General features: G+C 39.5%; 17 protein-coding genes and 1 tRNA gene. 1 reads left to right on the top strand and 17 read right to left on the bottom strand.

Translation table 11 applies throughout. The features are described 5' to 3' along the window. Positions 1–65 precede the first annotated feature (65 nt). The 16 genes from G608_RS0101905 to argH form a co-directional block, all read right to left on the bottom strand. On the bottom strand, positions 66–1,139 hold the full coding sequence (locus tag G608_RS0101905; protein WP_026494590.1) for an acyltransferase family protein: 1,074 nt from the start codon (positions 1,137–1,139) through the stop codon (positions 66–68). A 72-nt stretch (positions 1,140–1,211) separates the two neighbouring features. Beyond that, positions 1,212–1,631 (bottom strand): ATP synthase F1 subunit epsilon, encoded by a 420-nt coding sequence (gene atpC / locus G608_RS0101900; protein WP_026494589.1) that lies wholly within the window; start codon positions 1,629–1,631, stop codon positions 1,212–1,214. A 64-nt stretch (positions 1,632–1,695) separates the two neighbouring features. Next, the gene (gene atpD / locus G608_RS0101895; protein ID WP_026494588.1) at positions 1,696–3,099 is read right to left on the bottom strand and encodes a F0F1 ATP synthase subunit beta; all 1,404 of its coding nucleotides are present in this window, start codon (positions 3,097–3,099) and stop codon (positions 1,696–1,698) included. Positions 3,100–3,114: 15 nt separating this feature from the next. Then, on the bottom strand, positions 3,115–4,053 hold the full coding sequence (gene atpG, locus G608_RS0101890) for an ATP synthase F1 subunit gamma (protein WP_026494587.1): 939 nt from the start codon (positions 4,051–4,053) through the stop codon (positions 3,115–3,117). Between the two features lie 11 nt (positions 4,054–4,064). Continuing rightward, positions 4,065–5,864, bottom strand: a complete 1,800-nt coding sequence (gene atpA, locus G608_RS0101885; protein ID WP_026494586.1) for a F0F1 ATP synthase subunit alpha — start codon at positions 5,862–5,864, stop codon at positions 4,065–4,067. Between the two features lie 22 nt (positions 5,865–5,886). Continuing rightward, on the bottom strand, positions 5,887–6,360 hold the full coding sequence (locus G608_RS0101880) for an ATP synthase F0 subunit B (protein WP_026494585.1): 474 nt from the start codon (positions 6,358–6,360) through the stop codon (positions 5,887–5,889). A 40-nt stretch (positions 6,361–6,400) separates the two neighbouring features. Then, positions 6,401–6,616: an ATP synthase F0 subunit C gene (atpE, locus tag G608_RS0101875; protein WP_026494584.1), complete on the bottom strand. Its 216-nt coding sequence runs from the start codon at positions 6,614–6,616 to the stop codon at positions 6,401–6,403. Positions 6,617–6,666: 50 nt separating this feature from the next. Next, positions 6,667–7,350 (bottom strand): F0F1 ATP synthase subunit A, encoded by a 684-nt coding sequence (locus tag G608_RS0101870; RefSeq protein WP_442852207.1) that lies wholly within the window; start codon positions 7,348–7,350, stop codon positions 6,667–6,669. A gap of 181 nt (positions 7,351–7,531) precedes the next feature. Continuing rightward, positions 7,532–9,892 carry a hypothetical protein gene (locus G608_RS0101865; RefSeq protein WP_026494582.1) on the bottom strand — a complete coding sequence of 787 codons (2,361 nt, stop codon included), beginning with the start codon at positions 9,890–9,892 and terminating at the stop codon, positions 7,532–7,534. Positions 9,893–10,021: 129 nt separating this feature from the next. Then, positions 10,022–10,900 carry an HAD-IIA family hydrolase gene (locus tag G608_RS0101860; RefSeq protein WP_026494581.1) on the bottom strand — a complete coding sequence of 293 codons (879 nt, stop codon included), beginning with the start codon at positions 10,898–10,900 and terminating at the stop codon, positions 10,022–10,024. 78 nt (positions 10,901–10,978) lie between these two features. Further along, a complete protein-coding gene (locus G608_RS19535) occupies positions 10,979–11,182 on the bottom strand; it encodes a DUF6465 family protein (protein WP_051208713.1) in 204 nt (67 codons plus the stop codon). A 75-nt stretch (positions 11,183–11,257) separates the two neighbouring features. Further along, the gene (locus tag G608_RS0101850; RefSeq protein ID WP_026494580.1) at positions 11,258–11,932 is read right to left on the bottom strand and encodes a UDP-N-acetylglucosamine pyrophosphorylase; all 675 of its coding nucleotides are present in this window, start codon (positions 11,930–11,932) and stop codon (positions 11,258–11,260) included. Positions 11,933–12,079: 147 nt separating this feature from the next. Continuing rightward, positions 12,080–15,547 carry a DNA topoisomerase III gene (locus G608_RS0101845; RefSeq protein ID WP_026494579.1) on the bottom strand — a complete coding sequence of 1,156 codons (3,468 nt, stop codon included), beginning with the start codon at positions 15,545–15,547 and terminating at the stop codon, positions 12,080–12,082. Between the two features lie 138 nt (positions 15,548–15,685). Continuing rightward, positions 15,686–17,065: an ATP-binding protein gene (locus tag G608_RS0101840; RefSeq protein ID WP_026494578.1), complete on the bottom strand. Its 1,380-nt coding sequence runs from the start codon at positions 17,063–17,065 to the stop codon at positions 15,686–15,688. Positions 17,066–17,088: 23 nt separating this feature from the next. Then, positions 17,089–18,174: an aspartate-semialdehyde dehydrogenase gene (gene asd, locus G608_RS0101835; protein WP_026494577.1), complete on the bottom strand. Its 1,086-nt coding sequence runs from the start codon at positions 18,172–18,174 to the stop codon at positions 17,089–17,091. 54 nt (positions 18,175–18,228) lie between these two features. Continuing rightward, entirely contained in the window at positions 18,229–19,656 is a 1,428-nt protein-coding gene (argH, locus tag G608_RS19530) for an argininosuccinate lyase (protein ID WP_051208711.1), read from the bottom strand. A gap of 188 nt (positions 19,657–19,844) precedes the next feature. On the opposite strand from argH, the gene G608_RS0101825 reads away from it, so the two are divergent. Then, positions 19,845–19,917: transfer RNA gene (locus G608_RS0101825), tRNA-Thr, on the top strand. A gap of 88 nt (positions 19,918–20,005) precedes the next feature. Here the strand turns inward: G608_RS0101825 and G608_RS0101820 are convergent. Further along, positions 20,006–20,932 carry a mechanosensitive ion channel family protein gene (locus tag G608_RS0101820; RefSeq protein WP_035794292.1) on the bottom strand — a complete coding sequence of 309 codons (927 nt, stop codon included), beginning with the start codon at positions 20,930–20,932 and terminating at the stop codon, positions 20,006–20,008. Between the last annotated feature and the right edge of the window lie 2 nt (positions 20,933–20,934).

The following is a 20,934-nucleotide window of genomic DNA, read 5'->3' as shown; positions in this document are numbered from 1 at the left end:
TTATGCTGAGTAATCAACTAAATCAAAATGTATATTTATAAATATTAAAAAGCGTATCTGTATAATTATACATTTTTATTTCTTATAGTCAAAGCTTTTATTATGTAAATAGCAAGTGATAATATCAAAGTCAGAACGATCACTATCAGCGGTCTTGCATACATAAATGCTTCATTTCCGTATAATTCGGGATTTATTCTGTCTATGAACCATCCAAATAAAGATATTACAAATACATGCAAATAATATATATGCGATGAAATTACGCTTCCTACAAATCCCAGTGTTTTTAATCCAAATATGTTTTTCTTTCCGTTAATTTTCCATGTATTTTCCAAAATAAGAAGTCCAAGAACAATAAGTAATGATCCAAGGTAAACCTCCTTACTTTTCAAGATGGAATATTCAGCCAGAGTAGAAAGAATTCCCAGTGCTAAAAATGTAAGTCCTGCGGAATAATTACTAAAAAATTCAATTTCAGAAAGCTTATCGCTAAACCACACTCCCAGCATTGTGAAGGGAACACCGACAAAAAGCCAGTTTCTAACCACATACCAGGTAGAAATGCTGATATCAAAGGGTCTTATAGGATAATAGGTCTGTAAAAGCTCCAGCACAAAAAGTAAAACAATCAAAGCTACCGTAAGAAAAGGCGCCCATGCTCTTACAAATCTGGCAAATACTATAACAAGTAAATAGACATATACGAGAGCAAATATAAACCAGAGATGGTCAAATGCATACGTAAAATCGTAAATAAATTTACCCGAATTAAATAATATCAGTCTTGAAAATTCAAAACTGTTATATTTATCGGAAAGCCATTCTTGCACTGAATGATCAACTGTCAGGCTGTACCAAAAGGAATAAAGTGTATAGAAAATCCAAACAGGAAAAAGTATCCCCAAGAGTTTTTCCGTCTTTTTTAAAACAGCTTTTCTTATTTCAGACGGCTCCCTACAGGATTTCTTTAAAAGATATTTCCCAGATATCACAAAGAAAAATGGTACTGCAAAGCGCGCAAGGGCTTCGAAGATATCTCCTGTAACACCGGGAAACTTACAATGAATAAATATAACAAATATGCAGGCTATCGCCTTAATTTCATCAAGTAAAGCACTGTGTGCTGTTTTTTTCATACCCCTCCATAACATCATATAAATGAATCAATAAAAATATGATGTCAGATAATTTACCAACAAAAAATTGATTTAATCAAGTCCATAATCAGATGAATGCTTAAGTCTTGTAAGCGCTCTTGCCATGGCCGCCTGTGCAGTGTAATACTCTTTGATGGAATTATTCTGTCGCATCTCTTCTTCTGCACGCTCCAAAGCTCTTCTTGCTCTGTTTCTGTCGATATCTTCAGGCTTTTCAACTGTATCGACGATAACGATAACTCTGTTATTTGCGATCTGAGCTGAGCCCACACCAACGATACAGTCAATCTTATCGCCAATCTCATCTCTTATGGTCATCTTGCCGTTGTAAATTGCAAGCACCAATTCCTCGTGCTCCGGAAGAATGGCATATTCACCGTCAATGCAGGGCAAAATTATTTCAGCAGCTCTGCCGTTATAGAATATTCCGTTTATGGACATAACCTGTAAATTAAAGGTTTTTCTCTCCAAAACATATCACCTCAAATAAACAATAGCTTTTCAAAATACGTCAAAAGCAAATATGTGAAAGCCCTTAACTCTCGCCGCCTTCAAGCTTTTTAGCCTTCTCAACAACATCATCGATTGTGCCTACATTGAAGAATGCAGCCTCCGGATAGTTATCCATCATACCTTCGATGATCATCTTAAAGCCTCTGATAGTCTCTTTAAGAGGAACATAAACACCCTTAACACCTGTAAAGGTCTCAGCCACATGGAAGGGCTGTGACAAGAATCTCTGAATCTTACGTGCTCTGTAAACAGTAAGCTTATCATCTTCACCAAGCTCGTCCATACCAAGAATGGCAATGATATCCTGGAGCTCTTTATATTTCTGGAGCATCTCCTGAACCTTGGTAGCAACATAGTAGTGTTCTTCACCTACAACATCCGCTTCAAGAATTCGGCTTGATGATTCAAGCGGATCAACTGCCGGGTAAATACCCTGCTCTACAATCTTACGGGATAAAACCGTAGTAGCATCAAGGTGCGCAAATGTGGTTGCAGGAGCAGGATCCGTAAGGTCATCCGCAGGCACATAAACAGCCTGTACAGAAGTAACGGAACCTGTTTTGGTGGATGCTATTCTCTCCTGAAGCTGACCTAAGTCAGTTGCAAGAGTGGGCTGGTATCCAACCGCAGAAGGCATACGTCCAAGAAGTGATGAAACCTCTGAACCTGCCTGTACAAATCTGAAAATATTATCGATGAACAAAAGCACATCCTGACGCTCTCTGTCACGGAAATACTCTGCCATTGTAAGGCCTGTCTCAGCAACTCTCATACGAGCTCCCGGAGGCTCATTCATCTGTCCGAAAACAAGAGCTGTTTTCTCTAAAACACCGGACTCCTTCATCTCGGTCCACAGATCATTACCTTCACGAGAGCGCTCTCCAACACCTGTAAAAATGGAGTATCCACCGTGCTCTGTAGCGATATTCTGAATAAGCTCCTGAATAAGAACTGTCTTACCTACACCGGCACCACCGAAAAGACCGATCTTACCGCCCTTAGCATAAGGCGCAAGAAGATCGATAACCTTGATACCTGTTTCAAGAATCTCCGCAACAGGACTCATATCTTCAAGCTTTGGAGGCTCTCTGTGAATTGACCAGTGCTTTTCGCCATCGAGATTCGCCCCGCCGTCAATGGTATCGCCAAGCACATTGAAAAGTCTTCCAAGGTTTTTCCTTCCAACAGGAACGCTGATAGGACCACCTGTCTGATAAACAGGCATATCCTTTGCAAGACCTTCACTTGCTGTAAGCATGATACATCTTACAACATTGTCTCCCACGTGCTGAGCAACCTCCATGACGCCCTTTTTCTCACCTACCATTACCTTAAGAGCATCACTTATGTATGGAAGATTACCATTTTCAAATAAGACATCTACTACAGGTCCCATAACCTGCAGGATTTTTCCTTCGTTATTCACTCGCTCATCCTCTTATTATTTACTAGCGCGATTTTTACGCTGTTTGATTTCTTTAGCTCTCTTAAGTGCTTTGGCTCCGCTGACAACCTCAGTAATCTCCTGGGTTATCGCCGCCTGCCTCTTTCTGTTATACTGTTTTACCAGCTCTCCTATCATGGATGTAGCATTTTTATTGGCATTATCCATGGCCATCATTCTGGCATTCTGTTCAGAACAGAAGGTCTCAACCAAAGTTCCGAAAATAAATCCCGTGATGAAGTTAGGAACAATGTTATCGATTATAGCCTTAGGACTGGGATCAAAAATGAATTCCTCATTATAGGCATCGATGATTCTGTACCTGTTTCTGGCATTCTCGATGATATCAAGCGGAAGTATCTTCTCAATCTTAACCTCACTTGTAAGAGAATTCTTCATGGATGTATAGACTACATAGACCTCATCCAAAACACCGTTTCTGTAATCGTCAAGTATTGTAGCGGAAATATCTCTGGCTCTGTCCAGATTAGGGTTCTGCGCAGTATATCTGAAGTTCTCTTCTATCTTGAAGCCGAGACTTGTAAAATAATGTCTTCCAAATTCACCAACAACATAGAGCTTATAGTTTACGAGTTTGTTACTCTCTCTAATATGCTCCTCTGCCAGCTTAACCACATTATGGTTAAAGGCTCCGGCAAGTCCTTTATCTGATGTAAGAATTAAATATCCCTTCGCTCTTGCATGAAAAGGAATTCCCTCCGCTGTCTGAAGAAAAATATCCTCTACGTCATCGGGAATATGCCTTGATACTCTTGCAATCATAGCCTGAAGCGCATAGAAATAAGGCTCGGTATCTGCAAGCTGTTTCTTTGCCTTACGGAGCTTATTGGAGGAGATCATATACATCGCATTTGTAATTTTCATTGTGTCGCGAATACTGCTGATTCTATCGCGAATCTCTTTTATGTTAGCCACAAAAAATCACCTTAATCCAAATTCAATATCTTTCTCTTCTTTTTGAGCTCATCTTTGAGGTGTTCATTGTTAATTCTCTCAAACTCATCAGCTGACTCAAGAATAGCCTTCTTTGTAGAATCTGAGAGGTCATTGGATTTAACTATATCTTCAATGATATCCTGTCTGTTTTCTTCAAAATACTTAAGTAGACGGACCTTATAATCCTTAACATCATTTACCGGCACAAAATCAAGCTTTCCGCCGTTTGCACAAACAAGCAGGATAACCTGTTCATACATTGCATAAGGCTTACCCAGTGGCTGTTTTAACAGTTCCATAAGTACGCTGCCATGACGAAGCTGACTCTTTGTGGTCTCATCAAGGTCAGATGCAAACTGAGTAAATACAGCCATCTCTCTGTACTGCGCAAGATCGATACGTATGCTTCCGGAAGCCTTCTTCATGGCCTTGGTCTGAGCCGCACTACCTACACGGGATACAGAAAGTCCTACGTTTACAGCAGGTCTCATACCCTCAAAGAACAGATCTGATTCAAGGAAAATCTGTCCGTCAGTAATCGAAATAACATTGGTAGGAATATATGCAGATACATCTCCCGCCTGGGTTTCGATAATAGGAAGCGCTGTTATTGAACCGCCTCCAAGATCGCTTGAAAGCTTACTTGATCTCTCAAGAAGTCTTGAGTGCAGATAGAATACATCTCCGGGATAAGCTTCACGTCCGGGGGATCTCTCAAGCAAAAGTGAAAGTGCTCTGTATGCAACAGCATGTTTTGACAGATCATCATAGATTATCAGAACATCTTTGCCCATCAGCATGAAATATTCAGCCATAGCCGTTCCTGCATAGGGTGCAATATACTGCAAAGGCGCACTGTCTGAAGCTGTAGATGCAACAACAATTGTATAATCCATAGCACCGGATTCTTTAAAGGTATTTATGAGCTTTGCAATGGTACTTGCCTTCTGACCGATTGCAACATAAACACAGATAACATCCTTACCCTTCTGGTTAAGAATGGCATCCATTGCAATAGATGTTTTTCCGGTCTGTCTGTCACCGATGATAAGCTCACGCTGGCCTCTTCCAATAGGGAACATGGTATCGATAGAAAGAATACCTGTCTCCAAGGGCTCATTAACTGAACGTCTCTCAACAATTCCGGGAGCCGGTTCTTCAACAGGTCTGTAAACCTCTGTCTTTATCTCTTCACCGCCATCTACAGGATTACCAAGAGCATCAATAACTCTTCCGATAAAGGCTTCACCTACAGGAATACCTGCCTGCTTATAGGTACGGGCACATCTTGTACCCTGTCTTATTCCTTCGTCACTTCCAAAGAGTATGACACCGATATGATCATCTCTGATATCCTGTACCATTCCCTTTGTTCCATCCTCAAAACGAACAATCTCGCCGTAGAAGGCATGATCTATTCCTACAACATTGGCAATTCCGTCACCGACCCAAATGGTTCTGCCGACTTCCTTACCCTCTGCTTTAAGGTCAAATTTATTAACCCTGTCTCTGATAATAGAAACAAGATTTTCAGCATTAGTATTCTGCCTTTTTCTGGTAAGCTCAATTAATTCCTTAAGCTGTCTGGTACGACCTTCGTCACTCCAGTCATATTCGAAGTTACCGTAGTTAACTACGAAACCGCCTCCAACCTTTGGATCATGAATAATTTCAAGCTCCAGGTCAGGATTACCAAACCTCTTTGCAAGAGCTTCCTTAATCTGCTCCGCCTGTCCTTCGGAAGGTGCAACTGATGAATATCTGAGTCTTGCTACGTTATCTCTTAACATAAATTAAAACCCCTGATTTTGGTTATTCGCTCTTCTCAATTGCCTCGAAAATGAACTTATTATAAAGTTCCTTATCTGTCTCCTCGTCATGCTTGGAAACGGCAATCTTATTAGCTGCATGCACAACAAGATCTGTGAGTTCTGATACATAAGCATCCTTCTCACGCTGTGCCTCTAACTGTGCATTGTGCTTAGCTTCAACAATGATCTGCTCAGCCTTGGCTTTCGCATCATTAACAATGCGATCATACTCATCATAGCCGTCCTTTTTGGACTTAGAGATGAGCTCTTCGCATTCCTTATCAGCATCCTGAAGCTTTTTAGCATAAGATTCTTTTAATTCTTCTGCTTCCTTCTGCTTTTTCTTAGCATCGTCGGTAGCATGGTCTATCTCATTCCTTCTCTGATGAAGGATGCTGTCAACCTTTTTGAACAAGAATAGTCTGAACACCACGTAAAGGAGCAAAACATTGATCGCATTATATACGATGTTCATAATACTGATATTTAACACTGCTTTTTTCCCTCCCTAAAAATCAGGTAAAGAGTATCATGATAGATACAACGAATCCGTAAATAGCGGTTGCCTCTGCAAGTGCGCAACCAAGAAGAAGGAGCTTCATGATCTTACCGTCTGCCTCAGGCTGACGTGCTACGGCATCAACTGCCTTAGATGTTGCGATACCGATACCAACACCTGCTCCAATTCCTGTAAATGCTGCGATTGCAGCTCCAATTGCTGCTAAATTCATAAGTATACCTCCTACAATGTTGAATGGTTTAGCCCGTTTGGCTGCTTCTTTTATTCTACTGCCTCTTTTATGTAGAGTGAGGTTAAGAATACAAATACGTAAGCTTGGATTAATCCGTCGAAAATATCGAAATATACACTAAAGGCTGCGGGGATGATTACTGGAACTACCATCTTTAAAAGCTCCATGATGACTGTGGCACCGATGATGTTACCAAAAAGTCGCATGCAAAGTGACAGCGGTCTTATGGCAAGCTCAAGAACGTTCATGGGAGTAATGATAGCCATGGGCTGCGTAAATGATTTAAGCCATTTGTTAAAGCCCTTTTGCTTGATACCGGCTGCCTCCACAAGAATGATACTCATAATAGCCAGTGAAGCTGTCACATTAAGATCCATGGTAGCCGGTGTAAGTCCAAACAGTCCAACCAGATTGGATGCTCCTATGAAAACAAGCACAACTGCCATGTAATCTCTATACCGAAGTCCCTCTTCTCCAAGCATTCCGCCGGTGATTCCGCGAAGGCCATCTGCCATCATCTCAGCAAGGAGCTGTCTTGTTCCAATATTATGTACTTTCATTCCACTTGTTAAAAATGCAAGTAATAATGCGATAACAGCTATGACACCCCAGGTTACTACAACCGACTTATTAATATCAAAAAAGCCGTTCATAAAGTCAAAGTGAATAAGCACTTTGTCCTCTAATAACAGCTCTTTTAAAAGTCCACCAATATCCATAAAAATAATACCATCCCATAACAATTTATACTAAAAATACAACTATATTATTATACTTCTTTAGCACATTTTTCTCAATCATAATTGTATAAATATACTAGGTTCTCTTTGATTAAAAATATTCAAATAAAAATGAGTTTCCCACAACACTTGCAGGAAACTCATAATTAAAAATTCAGTTAAGTGAGTTGGCATTATTATTGAGTTCTGCCCGTTTATGGTTTTTCGCATACTCAACGGATGCAGCCTTTGCAGATCTCCTGTGTTTGCCTCTGTTATTTTCCATCTTATTATTGGCCATTTCTTTAGTATAAAGATCCCTGAAGGTAATCTGTTTTTTAGCTCTTTGAGTATTACCTGATACATTACCCATAAACTCATCAAGAGCACCACCGGCACCGGCTGCTCTCAGCTTTCCTGCGCTGGTTCCCCTGCTGTCTGCATTACCGAATTCATTATAGTTTACACCCATGACTTTTTCGCAATACTGAGGCAAAAGCTCCTTACACCGGTTATAGGCTTCATTCATTTTCCGGATATCTTTTTGAAGCTTGGCCTCATTCATAGGAGTCTTTCCGGTCATGTAATTCACTACTCTGTCACGATATTTCTGGAAAGAAGCTATTGCGTCTTTGGTATCATTATACAGACCCGAATTCCATCTGATTATTCGTGCATGATGCTTTACATCAAACATATTCTTATAATCATCAAGATTCTGAGGATTCTTCATCATTCTGATGAGATTCTGATCGGTAATATTATATTTTTCGCATCCCTTATCTATGTTGGTTTTATCTGTGATGCCGCGAGTTCCGATTCCATATCTGTTTTGAAGAATTTCAGTAGAAATCTGAGGGTTGCCTTTATCAACAAGTTTAACGTTAGTTTCATAAGCTACCTTAGTTGCCATACCCATATTAACAACAGAAAGTGCTGCAATTGATAAATCTCTTCTGGTTTCTCCGGCGTCGTGAACATAACTTCCTTTATTGGTTAATGCATACGCACATATATTTTTTTCAGCTTCCTCTATGGCTGTAACAAGACTCCTTCTCTGCTCGGCATCAGGTTTTTGACCTTTTATTATTAAATCCTTTGAAAGATTTTCAACAGTCGCCATAGATGACATCATATTTTTATAGGTTTCGCTGTTACTATGACCAAGATAAGAATTATTGGTATCCAGAAGTTTCCTGTAGATAGTATTAAGTGATGCACATTTGTCCATCATTTCATACTCTCTGTCAAAAGAAGAATTCTCTATTTTGAAATTCTGATAGTTCTGAAATGCCTCATTATATCCGCTTTTATTTTTATCAAAATTTATCTTGGTTGAATTCTCAACCCTTATATAGTCATCATTTGAAAAATGTACTTCTTTGGTATCATCGCAAAGGTCAATTTTCGCAGCCAGCTGCGGATTTGTTAGTTTTAAGTACGCTTTATATTTATGCGGTGCTAAAAGAATACGGTTAGATAAATCGTTTCCATCACTGTCCTTTATTGTGATCGGTGTCAGAGTGCTGAAATTAGTTATTATCTGTTCTGTTTTTAAGCATTCAAATCCCTCGTATGATGTTTCTCCCGCCATACGTGCTTCTTTGTTTTGATCCTTTAATTTTTTATTATATTCGTCAATCTCCTCTTTGGATGCGTTTTTATCAGGCTTTTCCACAGGATGCTCATCGCAATATTTCTGTATTACTTCACCCATCTTTGCACTGTTTTGCTTATGAAGAATAACAAGTCCATCAGACATAAATCTTGCTTTATCATAATCAACCTCGCCTTTTTCATTAGTAGGACATGTTATTGTATACATAAGATCAAGAAAAGCTGCCAATTCACCGTCTGATTCTTTGCCCAATGATAGCCTTTTAGTCTCCAGTGTTCCCAAAAAATCCATACTGGCGTTAAATCCATTCGGCTTTACGTTTTTCCACCAATAATCGCAAATCTGATCATGTTTTCGCTTTTCTTCTTCGCTTAAATTTTCGTAAGAATATTTTTCTAATATCTGTGGTTTTGACTGCTTTATGCATGTAATATTTCTTACATAATCATCTCTTTTTTGTTTGGCTTCTTCTGAGTCATCTACCTTTATCATATCGTAGCCAAATCTTGATTTAGCAGAAGTAATGGCCATAAAAACATCATGTATGGTATCATGACCTATGAAATCTTTGACAAAATTATGATCACTCTCATATTCATGTCCATTCCAATAGTCATTTATTGAATCATCAAGCTTTTGTAAGCTATTAATGAGATTGCTCTGAAGAGGCTCTTTAAACAGTGGCTTACCATTTGTTAAGGTATCTACCTGCTTTTCAGCTTCTTCAAGGTTTCTCAGAACTTCATTATATGCATCAACAATAGGGCTAAGATCCTCGCGAATGGCGGATATATCACCGCGTTCCAGCTGCCCGTTATGTCTAAGATCCCTCTCGTATTCATCAATCTCATTCTGATATTGTGTAAGATTATTACCGAGAGTGTTTTTTAAATACTGAATTAACTGCTTAGCATACATTACATTTACCCCTTTTTACTTCATTCAATAATTGGTCCAACGCTGTCTCTATATATTTATATGCATCAGCTACAAAAAAACCATGGAAAATTTATGTCTGAAATAATCAAGCAAAAATAGTGGATTTAATTACTTTGAAATAAGTATTGATGCTAATTCCTTCACATCTTCAAGCGTATAGTCGGGTAACTTTTCCATCTCTGAGATCATTTTTTCATCTGATTCGCCTGAAAGGACACAGACAGAAACACTTCCTGCATTTTGTGCAACGGCAATATCTGTATATACTCTGTCTCCCACACAGCATATCTTATCATTTGGAATTCCTGTCATAGATGAAATTATATCTACCATGTTTCTGTTAGGTTTTCCAATATATGTAGGCTCGCTGCCGCTTGAAGCAGTAAGAAGCGCACATATACTTCCGCAATCAGGAAGCACTTCACCGGCAGGCATAGGGCATACCCAGTCGGGATTAGCAGCGATGAATTCAGAGCCTTTTCTTAAGAAGTGAACTGCAAGATCAAGATCCCTGTAAACAAGCTCAGTATCAAAGCCCACACATACTACAGGAATATCCTTATCAAGACTCTTTTTTGTATCTTCTGAAAAAAGTGACTCATCATCATACATGGATGAAGTAAATACATTTAATCCTTCTGATTTTAATTCGTTGTAAAAAGTCTTTGTACCAACCACCAGAATATGTCTGTCAGAATACTTTTCCTTTAAGTATCTTGCAGTTGCCATACCTGATGTGTAGACATTTTCAGGCTCACAGGGGAAACCAAGTCTTCTGAGTCTATCAACATAATCCGTGCCTGCTCTTGAAGAATTGTTGGTAAGGTAAATGTATTTCTTTCCTGTATTTTTTAGTGTATGGATAAAATCTATTGCACCGTCGAATACCTCATCTCCGAGATATAATGTGCCGTCCATATCCAGAAGAAAAAGCTCACAGTTATGTAATTTCTCAAAATTCTGTTCAAATGATAATTCAGTATTCATTTTCTTTGTCCTTGTATATCCTTATATGAAAAAACCTCAGGTTTTACCCTGAGGCTTGGTGTTACATAAAAAATTTGATTAAAGATCGATGCTTCCTGTCATCTTGTTGTTAACAACATAGTATGCTTTGTTCTCTTCAGGCTTTACATAAAGCTGCATATCCTTAACGCCCTTAACGCCATAGTCAGCTTCGCAAGCAGCCTTAGCTCTCTCAACGAGTTCATCCTGAGTGATATTCTTATCAGCATACTGAAGTTCAATCTTTATCTTGCTAGTTGCCATTATATTTCCTCCTCCGAATCAATAAGAATTAAAACTAAGTAAGATTATAGTCTTGTACTTATGACAAGTCAATTATCAATCTTCTGTTTTTCGTACAATATGATCCTTATCTTTGAAGATACTATTTGCAGGAATGCAGCCTCTTACTGAAGAAAGTGGATAGATGTTTGTCTCTCTTCCGATAACTGTTCCTGGGTTAAGTACACTGCCACAGCCTACCTCTACGTTGTCGCCAAGCATTGCTCCAAACTTCTTAAGTCCGGTCTCCACCTGATCTTCTTTGCCGTTCTTAACCACAACAAGCTTCTTATCGGACTTTACATTGGATGTGATGGAGCCGGCTCCCATATGGGACTTAAAACCAAGAATAGAATCACCTACATAGTTGTAGTGAGGAACCTGAACCTTATTAAAAAGGATTACATTCTTAAGCTCTGTGGAGTTACCAACTACGGCACCCTTACCGACAATTGCACTTCCTCTGATGAATGCACAGTGTCTTACCTCAGCTTCTTCATCAATGATGCAGGGACCTGCAATATAAGCTGAATCGAAAACAACGGCGTTTTTTGCAATCCAGATATTCTCGCCCTTCTTTTCATACTTATCCTGAGGGAGTTTATTACCAAGCTCAATGATAAAGTCTTTAATTTTGGGAAGAATCTCCCAGGGGTATTTTGCGCTTCTCATAAGATCTGTAGCAATTGTCTCATTTAAATCATATAATTTCTCAATAGAATACTGTTCCATTTTAATCTCCTCTCATATGCGTGCCATCGGGGACGGTTCTTTCGTGCCATCGGGGACGGTTCTTTTTGGCACGAGATGTTCTCGTGCCAAAAAGAACCGTCCCCGATGGCACGCACATCACACACTATGCTTATGATATCTCAATGATCATTCAAAATCAAAGACTATGTTATATTGCTCGTCAAATTTTAAGGCTGCATCAAAGGTTGTTCCCTTCTTGCTGGTAAAACCGGTTATCTTATCGGTCTTTTTCTCGTTAAGAAGCTTTGTGAAAGCTTCCTTACTAAGACTTACTCCCGCTATTTTTCCAACGAAGAAATTACAGCCTTCCTCTTCCTTTTTGTAGTCCTCGCATCTATAGCCCATAAAGCCTTTTATGATACGCTTACCGCATTTAGGACACTTAAGCTCTTTAAGAACCTCATCCTCGTTTTCAAATACGAATTTAAGGCCTTCTATTTTTCCATCCTCGGTTTTATTAAGAGTAAGCTTTGCATCAAACTTTTTGCCTGACTTGGATTTAAAGCCCGTGATCAAATCTGTAATTCCATTTGTCAAAAGTGCTTTTACCTGTGCATCCTTTAGCTTAACACCGGAGATACTGCCAATGTTGAATTTACAGCTGTTCTCAGGATCATCCTTCTTGTAATTCTTACAGCCATAACCAAAGGAAGTCTTTACAATTTCTCCTCCGCAGATAGGACAGGTCACATCCTTAAGAGTCTGCTGTTCAACATTATCAAAATCGAAGGCTATTTCAGAAACTCCGCTTTCATTTTTCTTAAGCACAAGACATGCATCAAATTTCTTTCCTGCTTTACTCTTAAAGCCTCGTATTGTCGAGGTGTGTCCTGTACTTAAAAGCTCCTTTACATTGCTTTCACTCAGCTGCTTCTGGCAGATCTTTCCAACAAAGAACTTACAGGACTGAGGATCATCCATCTTAAAATTCTCACAGCCAAAGCCTTTGGTCTTCTTAATAATCCTGCCGCCGCAATCAGGGCATACAACATCAGCGACATAATCAGGCTCTATTCCGTCAAAATTAAAGGCTACGCCTATCTTTCCATCTTCGCCCGGTTTAAGAAAAAGCTTGGCACTAAAAGCTGTTTTGGATTTAGACTTAAATCCCTTTATTACATCCGTTTCTTCGCCGCGAAGCAAAGTTAAAACCTGTTCCTTTGTCAGGGTCTTACCTGCAATCTCACCGATATTGAAATAGCAGCTGTTCTCTTCGTTTCTGCGATTTTCACAGGCATATCCATATCCGGTCTTAACAATTCTTCCGCCACAGGCAGGGCATTTTACATCTTCAAGGTATTCATCCGGAACATCATCAAAATTAAAGCCTACATTGTACTTGCCGTTTTCATCCTTACTAAGCTGCAGTGTTGCACTAAATGGCTTTTTATTTTTTCCGGCAAAACCTGAAAGCACACCGGTTTTGCCTTCTGTGATCAATGCTTTGGCTTCATCTTCTGTCAGCTCTCTTCCTGCGATGGTTCCGATACTGAAGTTGCATTTTATGTTTTCGTCAAAATAATTACTGCATCCATAGCCAAAGGTTGTGGTTGTAATCTCTCCGCCACATACAGGGCACTTAACGCCTATAGGCCTTCTTGCAACCGCACCTTTTGCCTTGTTTCCTGCAAGAGGGCTGATATTTTTAATAATATCCTGAGTAAGATCTTTTTCTATTATCTTCTGAGTCTCTCGCCTTATGTAACTCTCAAGCTTTGTTCTGTATTCCTTACCATTGACGGAACCATTGTAAATGCCCTCAAGTCCCTTCTCCCAGCTGGCTGTCATGTCAGGATTAAGGATTGTAGGAAGGCTTAAAAGCACTATCTCATAGATCATCTCACCAAGGGTACCGGGAGTTACAATCTGATTCTTACTCTGATTCAGGTATTTGATGGTTATAAGCTTTTTTATGATCTCGGCCCTTGTTGCAGATGTACCTATACCGGTATTCTTTATCTGCTCTCTCAGCTCTTCATCCTCAATAAGGTTTCCTGCATTTTCCATGGCAAGGATAAGTGTTCCTGTTGTATATCTCTTTGGCGGAGCTGTCTTACCTTCTTTTAAATCATAGCCATTTACACTTATGGTATCTCCTTCTTTTGCACTCTCTACGAACTTAACAAAATCCTCTTTTGAGATACCTGCATCATCATCTTCTTCGCTCTTATCGGAATCATTCCCCTTATCCTGAGGAAGTCCCATTACCTCCAGATAACCGGGAGCGATAAGGAGCTTTGCTGTAGCAAAAAATCTCTCATCATCTACGATAATCTGAAGCTTTGCTGTTTTATACTCGGCAGGCGGATAAAATATCGCCGCAAATCTTCTGCAGATCAGTTCATATACACTCTTTGAAAGAGGTGACAATGAATTTACGGCTCCCGTCTGACCTGTGGGTATGATTGCATAGTGATCCGTAACCTTGGAATCATCGGTATATGGAGGTCTGTCTATCCCCTTATATAAGCCGTTTTGCAGGATATTATTAACATATCCCGATATTCCCTGAAGATTTGTAAGACCTCTGAGATTCTTCGTAATCTCCTTTGCAACTGCTTTGGTCAGGACTCTGGCATCGGTTCTGGGGTAAGTGGTGAGTTTTTTCTCATACAATTCCTGAGCTACTGCAAGGGTCTGTGAAGGATCAATCTTAAATCTCTTTGAGCACTCAGCCTGAAGTTCAGCAAGGTTAAATAAGAGAGGCGCTTTCTTCTTACTTTTTCCTATTTCGATGCTGTCGATAACAGCTTCTTTACCTGTAAGTGAATCTATTAGCGCCCTTGCGTCCTCTTCCTTTTTAAATCCATTTTCTTTATATAAAAGAGGTGACTCAAAATATCTGCTTCCTTCTACGGCTCTCCACTCAGCATTTATGCCGGCTTCAGAAAAAGAACCGACTATCCTGTAAAAAGGTGTTTCCGTAAAGTTCCTGATTTCACGCTCCCTTCGAACTACCATACCAAGAACACAGGTCATTACGCGGCCAATAGCAATTGCCGTATAAGAGTTGGTGGCAGCAGCATCATTTATAAGTCTTCCGTATTTTACTGACAGAGCTCTGGAAAAATTGATACCAAGGCTATAGTCCTCGATTGCACGCATTATTCCGGACTCACCAAGGAGTGCATAATCAGACATAGGCTTTGCCTGAGCTATTCCTCTTTTTATTTCATCATCTGTCTGAGAATCAATCCAGACGCGAAGCTCAGTCATGCCTTCTCTGACACCACCGAAATTCCTTATATTCTCTTCGATTGTCTGTCCTTCTTTTCCTGAGTCTCCTGCCCAGTAAACAACATCGATATCATCTCTGTGAAGAAGCCCTGTTACGGTGTTGTACTGTTCAGCGTTTCTTTTTATGACATCATATTTGTACTTTTCAGGGAGAAAAGGAAGATCCTCCAACTTCCATTTTTTATATTTGATGTCATAATCCTCAGGATATACCATTTCTACCAAATGGCCGTAGCACCAGGTGATTACGTACTGATCGTTTTCTATATAATTATTTGTTTTCCCCGATACTCCCAAAACTCTTGCGAAATCTCTGGCAACTGATGGTTTCTCAGTAATTATCAGTTTCTTAGGCAATTTACTATGATGTTCCTTTCAAAAATTGATTATATAAATAAGATTTCATATTTTCTTTTTAAGGAAAAAAATTATCCAGAGAATCGTCATTACAGATCTCTGGATAACCATAATCACTAAGTGTATTATACCCTTTTATCAGCCATTCATCAAATCTTCAAGCGTAATTAGCTTAATGGTTGAAGATTCAGCTGCAAGCTCCTTGAGGCCATCTTCAAAGCCCTGAGCTGAGAACAGATAATAGTAATCAGGATTAAGCTTTGCTCTCTTTGAGCAGCTTCTAATAAACTCAATATCAGATATATCAAGTCTTCTGTTCCATGAGCAAATACCTACAAGAGTGTCACCGATATCGCTCTGAGCAACAATATCAAGAGTACCCATCTTACCTACCCATTCACCTTCATCTTCAATCTTGAAGGGCAGTCTGTCGTATTCAGCCATCTTAAGAATATACTCTTTGCAAACAAGCTTAAATGCGTAATTTACATATTCCTGCAAACCATCAGAAATATATATATCATAAAAATCTTCAGCATCCATTCTGATAATCTTACTGAGATTCTGATAAAGGAATCTGAAGAAGAAGTGAGCAAGAGGATCAATTATTCTGTAAACGCCCTTCTGCACATTTTCATGTCCGGTTGTTGAGAATGAGTAAACCTTCTCAACCATGCCAAGATCAATAAGGCTCTTTAAGTAAACCATGATCTTAGCTCTTGAGAATCCTGTAGCATGATGGATATCATTTAGCTTGTTCTGTCCGTTTGCAAGTCCATAAAGAATGGTATTGTAAACAGCTGTCTCTCTCAGGTTCTCTTCAAGCATTGCACTTGTAGTCCTGAGGAGGACACTATTGCTTGCATCGAGGAATTTATCGATGACATTCTGTTTGAAAGTCTTTTCCTCATCAAAATAATCCCAAAGCTTTGCTTTTCCGCCAAATACAGAATATACGCAAACAACATCGGTATCACTCATTTTAGAGAACTTTCTTCTCATTTCCTGGAAAGAATATGGCTTAATCTTCAAAAATCCTGTTATGTAGGATGCCTGATTACCAAGCTTTGCTACCATATTATTCTCAATCCATGCAGCATTGTTTCCAAGAAGCAAGAGCATCATCTGAGGATGACCATCTCTATAGATTATCTTGCTGACTTTTTCAAGGAAATCCGGACTGGATTTCATTATCTCTTCAAATCGATCGATAAAAATAAGCAAAGGCTTACCACTATTTATGGCCATTCTCTCGTATGCTTCAAAAATGGTCTCATAGTCAGGATATTCAGGAAGAGATGCACCCTTATCATGAAGATCTTTGGCCCAAATATACTGCTGCAATCTTTCAGATGATGAAACAGCACAATAATATGAGTACTGCTTATCCGATGCAAATGTAGTAAGTACAGTCTCACTGCCGGTTTTAATGTGACCATAAACAATTACAATCTGATTTTTCCCCGTCTCATAATAGCTGTTTAAAATATCTAGTTCTTGTACTTTGCTCTTTTCCATAGTCGGATTCCTATTCTTAAAAATTATTTCTTGTTAATGTAACCCAGTGCCTTAAGAAGCTCAGCGCATTCAACTGCTCCGCCTGCAGCTCCTCTTAATGTGTTATGTGAAAGACCTACGAACTTGTAATCGTAAAGTGTATCCTCACGAAGACGACCTATGCTGATACCCATACCACCTTCATAGTTCACATCCAGAGCTATCTGAGGGCGATTGTCATCTTCAAGATACTGAATAAACTGCTTAGGTGCGCTGGGAAGCTGGAGCTCCTGAGGCTTACCCTTAAATGTTACAAGCTTTTCGATAAGCTCTTCCTTTGAAACCTTTTTCTTAAATCTTACAAATGCAGCTGCTGTGTGACCGTATAAAACAGGTACGCGGATGCATTGGCAAGTAATAAGCGGACTTGTTGCAGGAACGATAACTCCGTTCTCAATATGTCCCCAAATTCTAAGGGGCTCCATCTCACTCTTTTCTTCCTCACCGGAGATGAAAGGAATGATGTTGCCTTCCATTTCAGGCCACTCCTTGAAATTCTTTCCTGCGCCTGAAATAGCCTGATATGTTGTAGCAACTACTTCATAAGGACCAAACTCTCTCCATGCTGAAAGTGCAGGAGCATAGCTCTGAATTGAACAGTTTGGCTTAACTGCAATAAATCCTCTCTGTGTTCCAAGACGCTTTCTCTGGAATTCGATAACATCAGCGTGCTCAGGGTTGATTTCAGGAACCATCATAGGAACATCAGGTGTCCATCTGTGAGCACTGTTATTGGAAACAACAGGAGTTTCAGTCTTTGCATACTCTTCTTCGATAGCCTTGATCTCATCCTTTGACATATTTACAGCTGAAAGAACAAAATCTACGCCTTCTGTTACTTCTTTTACATTAGTAACGTCCTTGATAATAAGCTTCTTAACGGCTTCAGGCATGGGAACTTCCATCTTCCATCTGTCGCCAACGGATTCTTCATAAGTTTTGCCAGCACTTCTAGGGCTTGCTGCAACAACCGCAACCTCGAACCAGGGGTGGTTTTCAAGAATAGTAATAAATCTCTGGCCTACCATTCCTGTTGCGCCAAGAACTGCTACTTTCAATTTCTCGCTCATTTTTTCACTCTCCTCTTATATAAAACTAAATTTGGTACCTAAATTATCTTACTGTCAGTCTTCATCCTGACAGTCCGGATATAACGGACTCTGAGTCTTAGTCCAGAAAAGATCAAGGAATTCAATATTTGCCTTTATCTCTTTTTTCATTGCCTTAGGACCGGGAGCTCCTATGGTAAGCCTTTTCTCAACACAGGTCTTAAGACTTATTGCATCATATACATCTTTATCGAATTTATCGGAGAACTGTTTAAATTCGTCAAGCCCAAGGTCGGATATTCCAACTCCTTTATCTATGCAGTACAGCACCAGTCTTCCAATAATTCCATGGGCATCTCTGAAAGGGACGCCCTTATTTACAAGATAGTCAGCAGCATCCGTCGCATCTGTAAATCCTCTTATAGCACTCTTTTCCATGACATCCTTATTAAACTTCATTGTAGAAATCATGTCAGTAAAAAGAATAAGACAGTTCTTTGTCGTATCAATAGCATCAAAACTTACTTCCTTATCCTCCTGCATGTCCTTATCATAGGCAAGAGTAATTCCCTTCATGGTAACAAGAAGCGAATTCAGCGCTCCGTATACTCTTCCCGTCTTACCTCTTACAAGCTCTGCAATATCAGGATTCTTTTTCTGAGGCATAATGCTTGAACCTGTTGAATAAGCATCATCGATAGTGACAAAGCCGTATTCATTTGAATTCCAGATTATAACCTCTTCACTGAACCTTGATAAATGCATCATTATCATAGAAAGTGCTGAAAGATATTCAATAAGATAATCTCTGTCCGAAACAGAATCCATGCTGTTCATTGTAGGCCCATAAAAATCAAGCTGCTGTGCTACGAATTCTCTGTCTAATGGATATGTGGTTCCTGCCAGTGCTCCGCTTCCAAGTGGACAAAAATTCATTAACATATAAATATTTTCAAGTCTACGGGAATCTCTTTTGAACATCTCAAAGTAAGCACCGAGATGATGTGCCAGTGTAACAGGCTGAGCTTTCTGAAGATGTGTAAAGCCCGGCATGTAAGTGTGAATGTTTTCAGACATAAGTTTATTAAGTGTCTTAAGCAAATTATAAAGAAGGTCAGCAGTATTACGAACCTCTTCACGGATGTAAAGACGCATATCAAGTGCCACCTGATCGTTCCTTGACCTACCGGTGTGCATTTTTTTGCCGACATCACCAATCCTGTCAATCAGATTTGATTCCAGGAAGCTGTGAATGTCTTCATATTTATCTGTGATCTCAAGCTTACCATCTAAAACGTCCTTCAAGATGGAATCGAGACCTTCAGCAATCTTCTTGCTTTCCTTCTGAGTGATTATGCCCTGCTTAGCGAGCATCTTAACATGAGCCTTGCTGCCGCATACGTCCTGGGCAATCAGCCTTTTATCAAAATAAATGGACGCATTAAACTTCCAGGCAAGCTCACTGATCTCACCCTGAAATCGTCCTCCCCATAGCTGTGCCATCGAATTCTCCTCTTTAAATTAAATTACACATGAATATCCTTACATTAAATTATAGTATAACTTATCATAGTATAAAAGCAAAAACAAGAACAAAATTTAATTATTTTATATCAAAACAAAAAGAGCGATTTTAATCTTGTAAATTGTACATTAAATATGTATAATTTGCTTTGTGACTAATGCAATTTGCTGGAATAGCGCAGTCGGTAGCGCAACTGATTCGTAATCAGTAGGTCGAGGGTTCAAGTCCCTTTTCCAGCTTTACTAAATTAAAAGCTTCACGAGTTCAATTACCCGTGAAGCTTTTTTGTGTTTTGGTTTAGCAAAAAACAGTTTATAATCCAGGTTTTCATCTCATGTGTACATCCACTTGAGGGAACGGTATCTCAATACCATTTTTATCAAAGGCTTTCTTAATAGCCTCATTCATAGACCATTTTGCCTTTACATATTCCTGAGGCTTTACCCATCCTCTAATTCTAAGAGTAACACCGGAATCTCCAAGCTCATCTACATGAACTGCACATTCCTGCTTATTTGAAATAAATTCATTTTCACGCATTACATCAAGGGCAACAGCTCTGGCCTTATCAATATCAGCGCTGTAAGCTATACTGCACATGGTGTCCAAAATTCGCATGGTGTTTCCAAAGTTGTTCACAATTGTTGCTGATGCCAATATCTTATTTGGCATAACCACTCTTCTAAAATCTGCAGTCAGCATCCTTGTATTAATGAGAGCTATTTCTGTAACCGTACCCTCCATACCGGAGCCTGTTACTTCAATATAATCACCAACTCTGAAGGGCTTAGCAATAAGTATCAGGATACCACTTGCAAAATCAGAAAGTGTTCCCTGAACAGCAAGACCTATAGCTACGCCGGCAGAACCAAGAAGAGCCACAATGCTTGCTGTATCCATTCCAAAGCCTGCAGCTATGGAAAACAGAAGCATTATCTGAAGAGCTACTTTTACGAATTTAGCAAGGAACATGGCAATTGCCTTGTCAATCTTGGTTCTCTCCAGAGACTTTTCTATTATATTAGTTACAAGCTTTATAACCTGCCATAGTACAACAAGTACTATTATTGCAAGAACAACCTTTACACATAAGGCAAAGGCCTTATCCGGAAGCTCCTTCATATACTTCTGAATAACTCCGGGATTCAGATTCTCGTTTCCTGTTACCTCCGCAAGTGTCTCCATTGCAGCCTCAGCCTGCGCTGTGGCAGTTGCTGTGGCTGCAATAGTAAGGGCATTAATTATGTAATTCATTA

Source organism: Butyrivibrio sp. WCD3002, from assembly GCF_000424265.1.
Taxonomy (GTDB): domain Bacteria; phylum Bacillota; class Clostridia; order Lachnospirales; family Lachnospiraceae; genus Butyrivibrio.
The sequence above is the reverse complement of the archived record's forward strand: the minus strand, read 5'-3'. Positions and strand labels throughout refer to the sequence as shown.

Excerpts from the sequence above, each read along its gene's own strand:
- G608_RS0101905 (WP_026494590.1), bottom strand. The coding sequence starts at position 1,139 with ATGAAAAAAACAGCACACAGTGCTTTACTTGATGAAATTAAGGCGATA.
- atpA (WP_026494586.1), bottom strand. The coding sequence starts at position 5,864 with ATGTTAAGAGATAACGTAGCAAGACTCAGATATTCATCAGTTGCACCT.
- G608_RS0101880 (WP_026494585.1), bottom strand. The coding sequence starts at position 6,360 with ATGAACATCGTATATAATGCGATCAATGTTTTGCTCCTTTACGTGGTG.
- atpE (WP_026494584.1), bottom strand. The coding sequence starts at position 6,616 with ATGAATTTAGCAGCAATTGGAGCTGCAATCGCAGCATTTACAGGAATT.
- G608_RS0101865 (WP_026494582.1), bottom strand. The coding sequence starts at position 9,892 with ATGTATGCTAAGCAGTTAATTCAGTATTTAAAAAACACTCTCGGTAAT.
- G608_RS0101860 (WP_026494581.1), bottom strand. The coding sequence starts at position 10,900 with ATGAATACTGAATTATCATTTGAACAGAATTTTGAGAAATTACATAAC.
- G608_RS19535 (WP_051208713.1), bottom strand. The coding sequence starts at position 11,182 with ATGGCAACTAGCAAGATAAAGATTGAACTTCAGTATGCTGATAAGAAT.
- G608_RS0101850 (WP_026494580.1), bottom strand. The coding sequence starts at position 11,932 with ATGGAACAGTATTCTATTGAGAAATTATATGATTTAAATGAGACAATT.
- G608_RS0101840 (WP_026494578.1), bottom strand. The coding sequence starts at position 17,065 with ATGGAAAAGAGCAAAGTACAAGAACTAGATATTTTAAACAGCTATTAT.
- asd (WP_026494577.1), bottom strand. The coding sequence starts at position 18,174 with ATGAGCGAGAAATTGAAAGTAGCAGTTCTTGGCGCAACAGGAATGGTA.
- argH (WP_051208711.1), bottom strand. The coding sequence starts at position 19,656 with ATGGCACAGCTATGGGGAGGACGATTTCAGGGTGAGATCAGTGAGCTT.
- G608_RS0101820 (WP_035794292.1), bottom strand. The coding sequence starts at position 20,932 with ATGAATTACATAATTAATGCCCTTACTATTGCAGCCACAGCAACTGCC.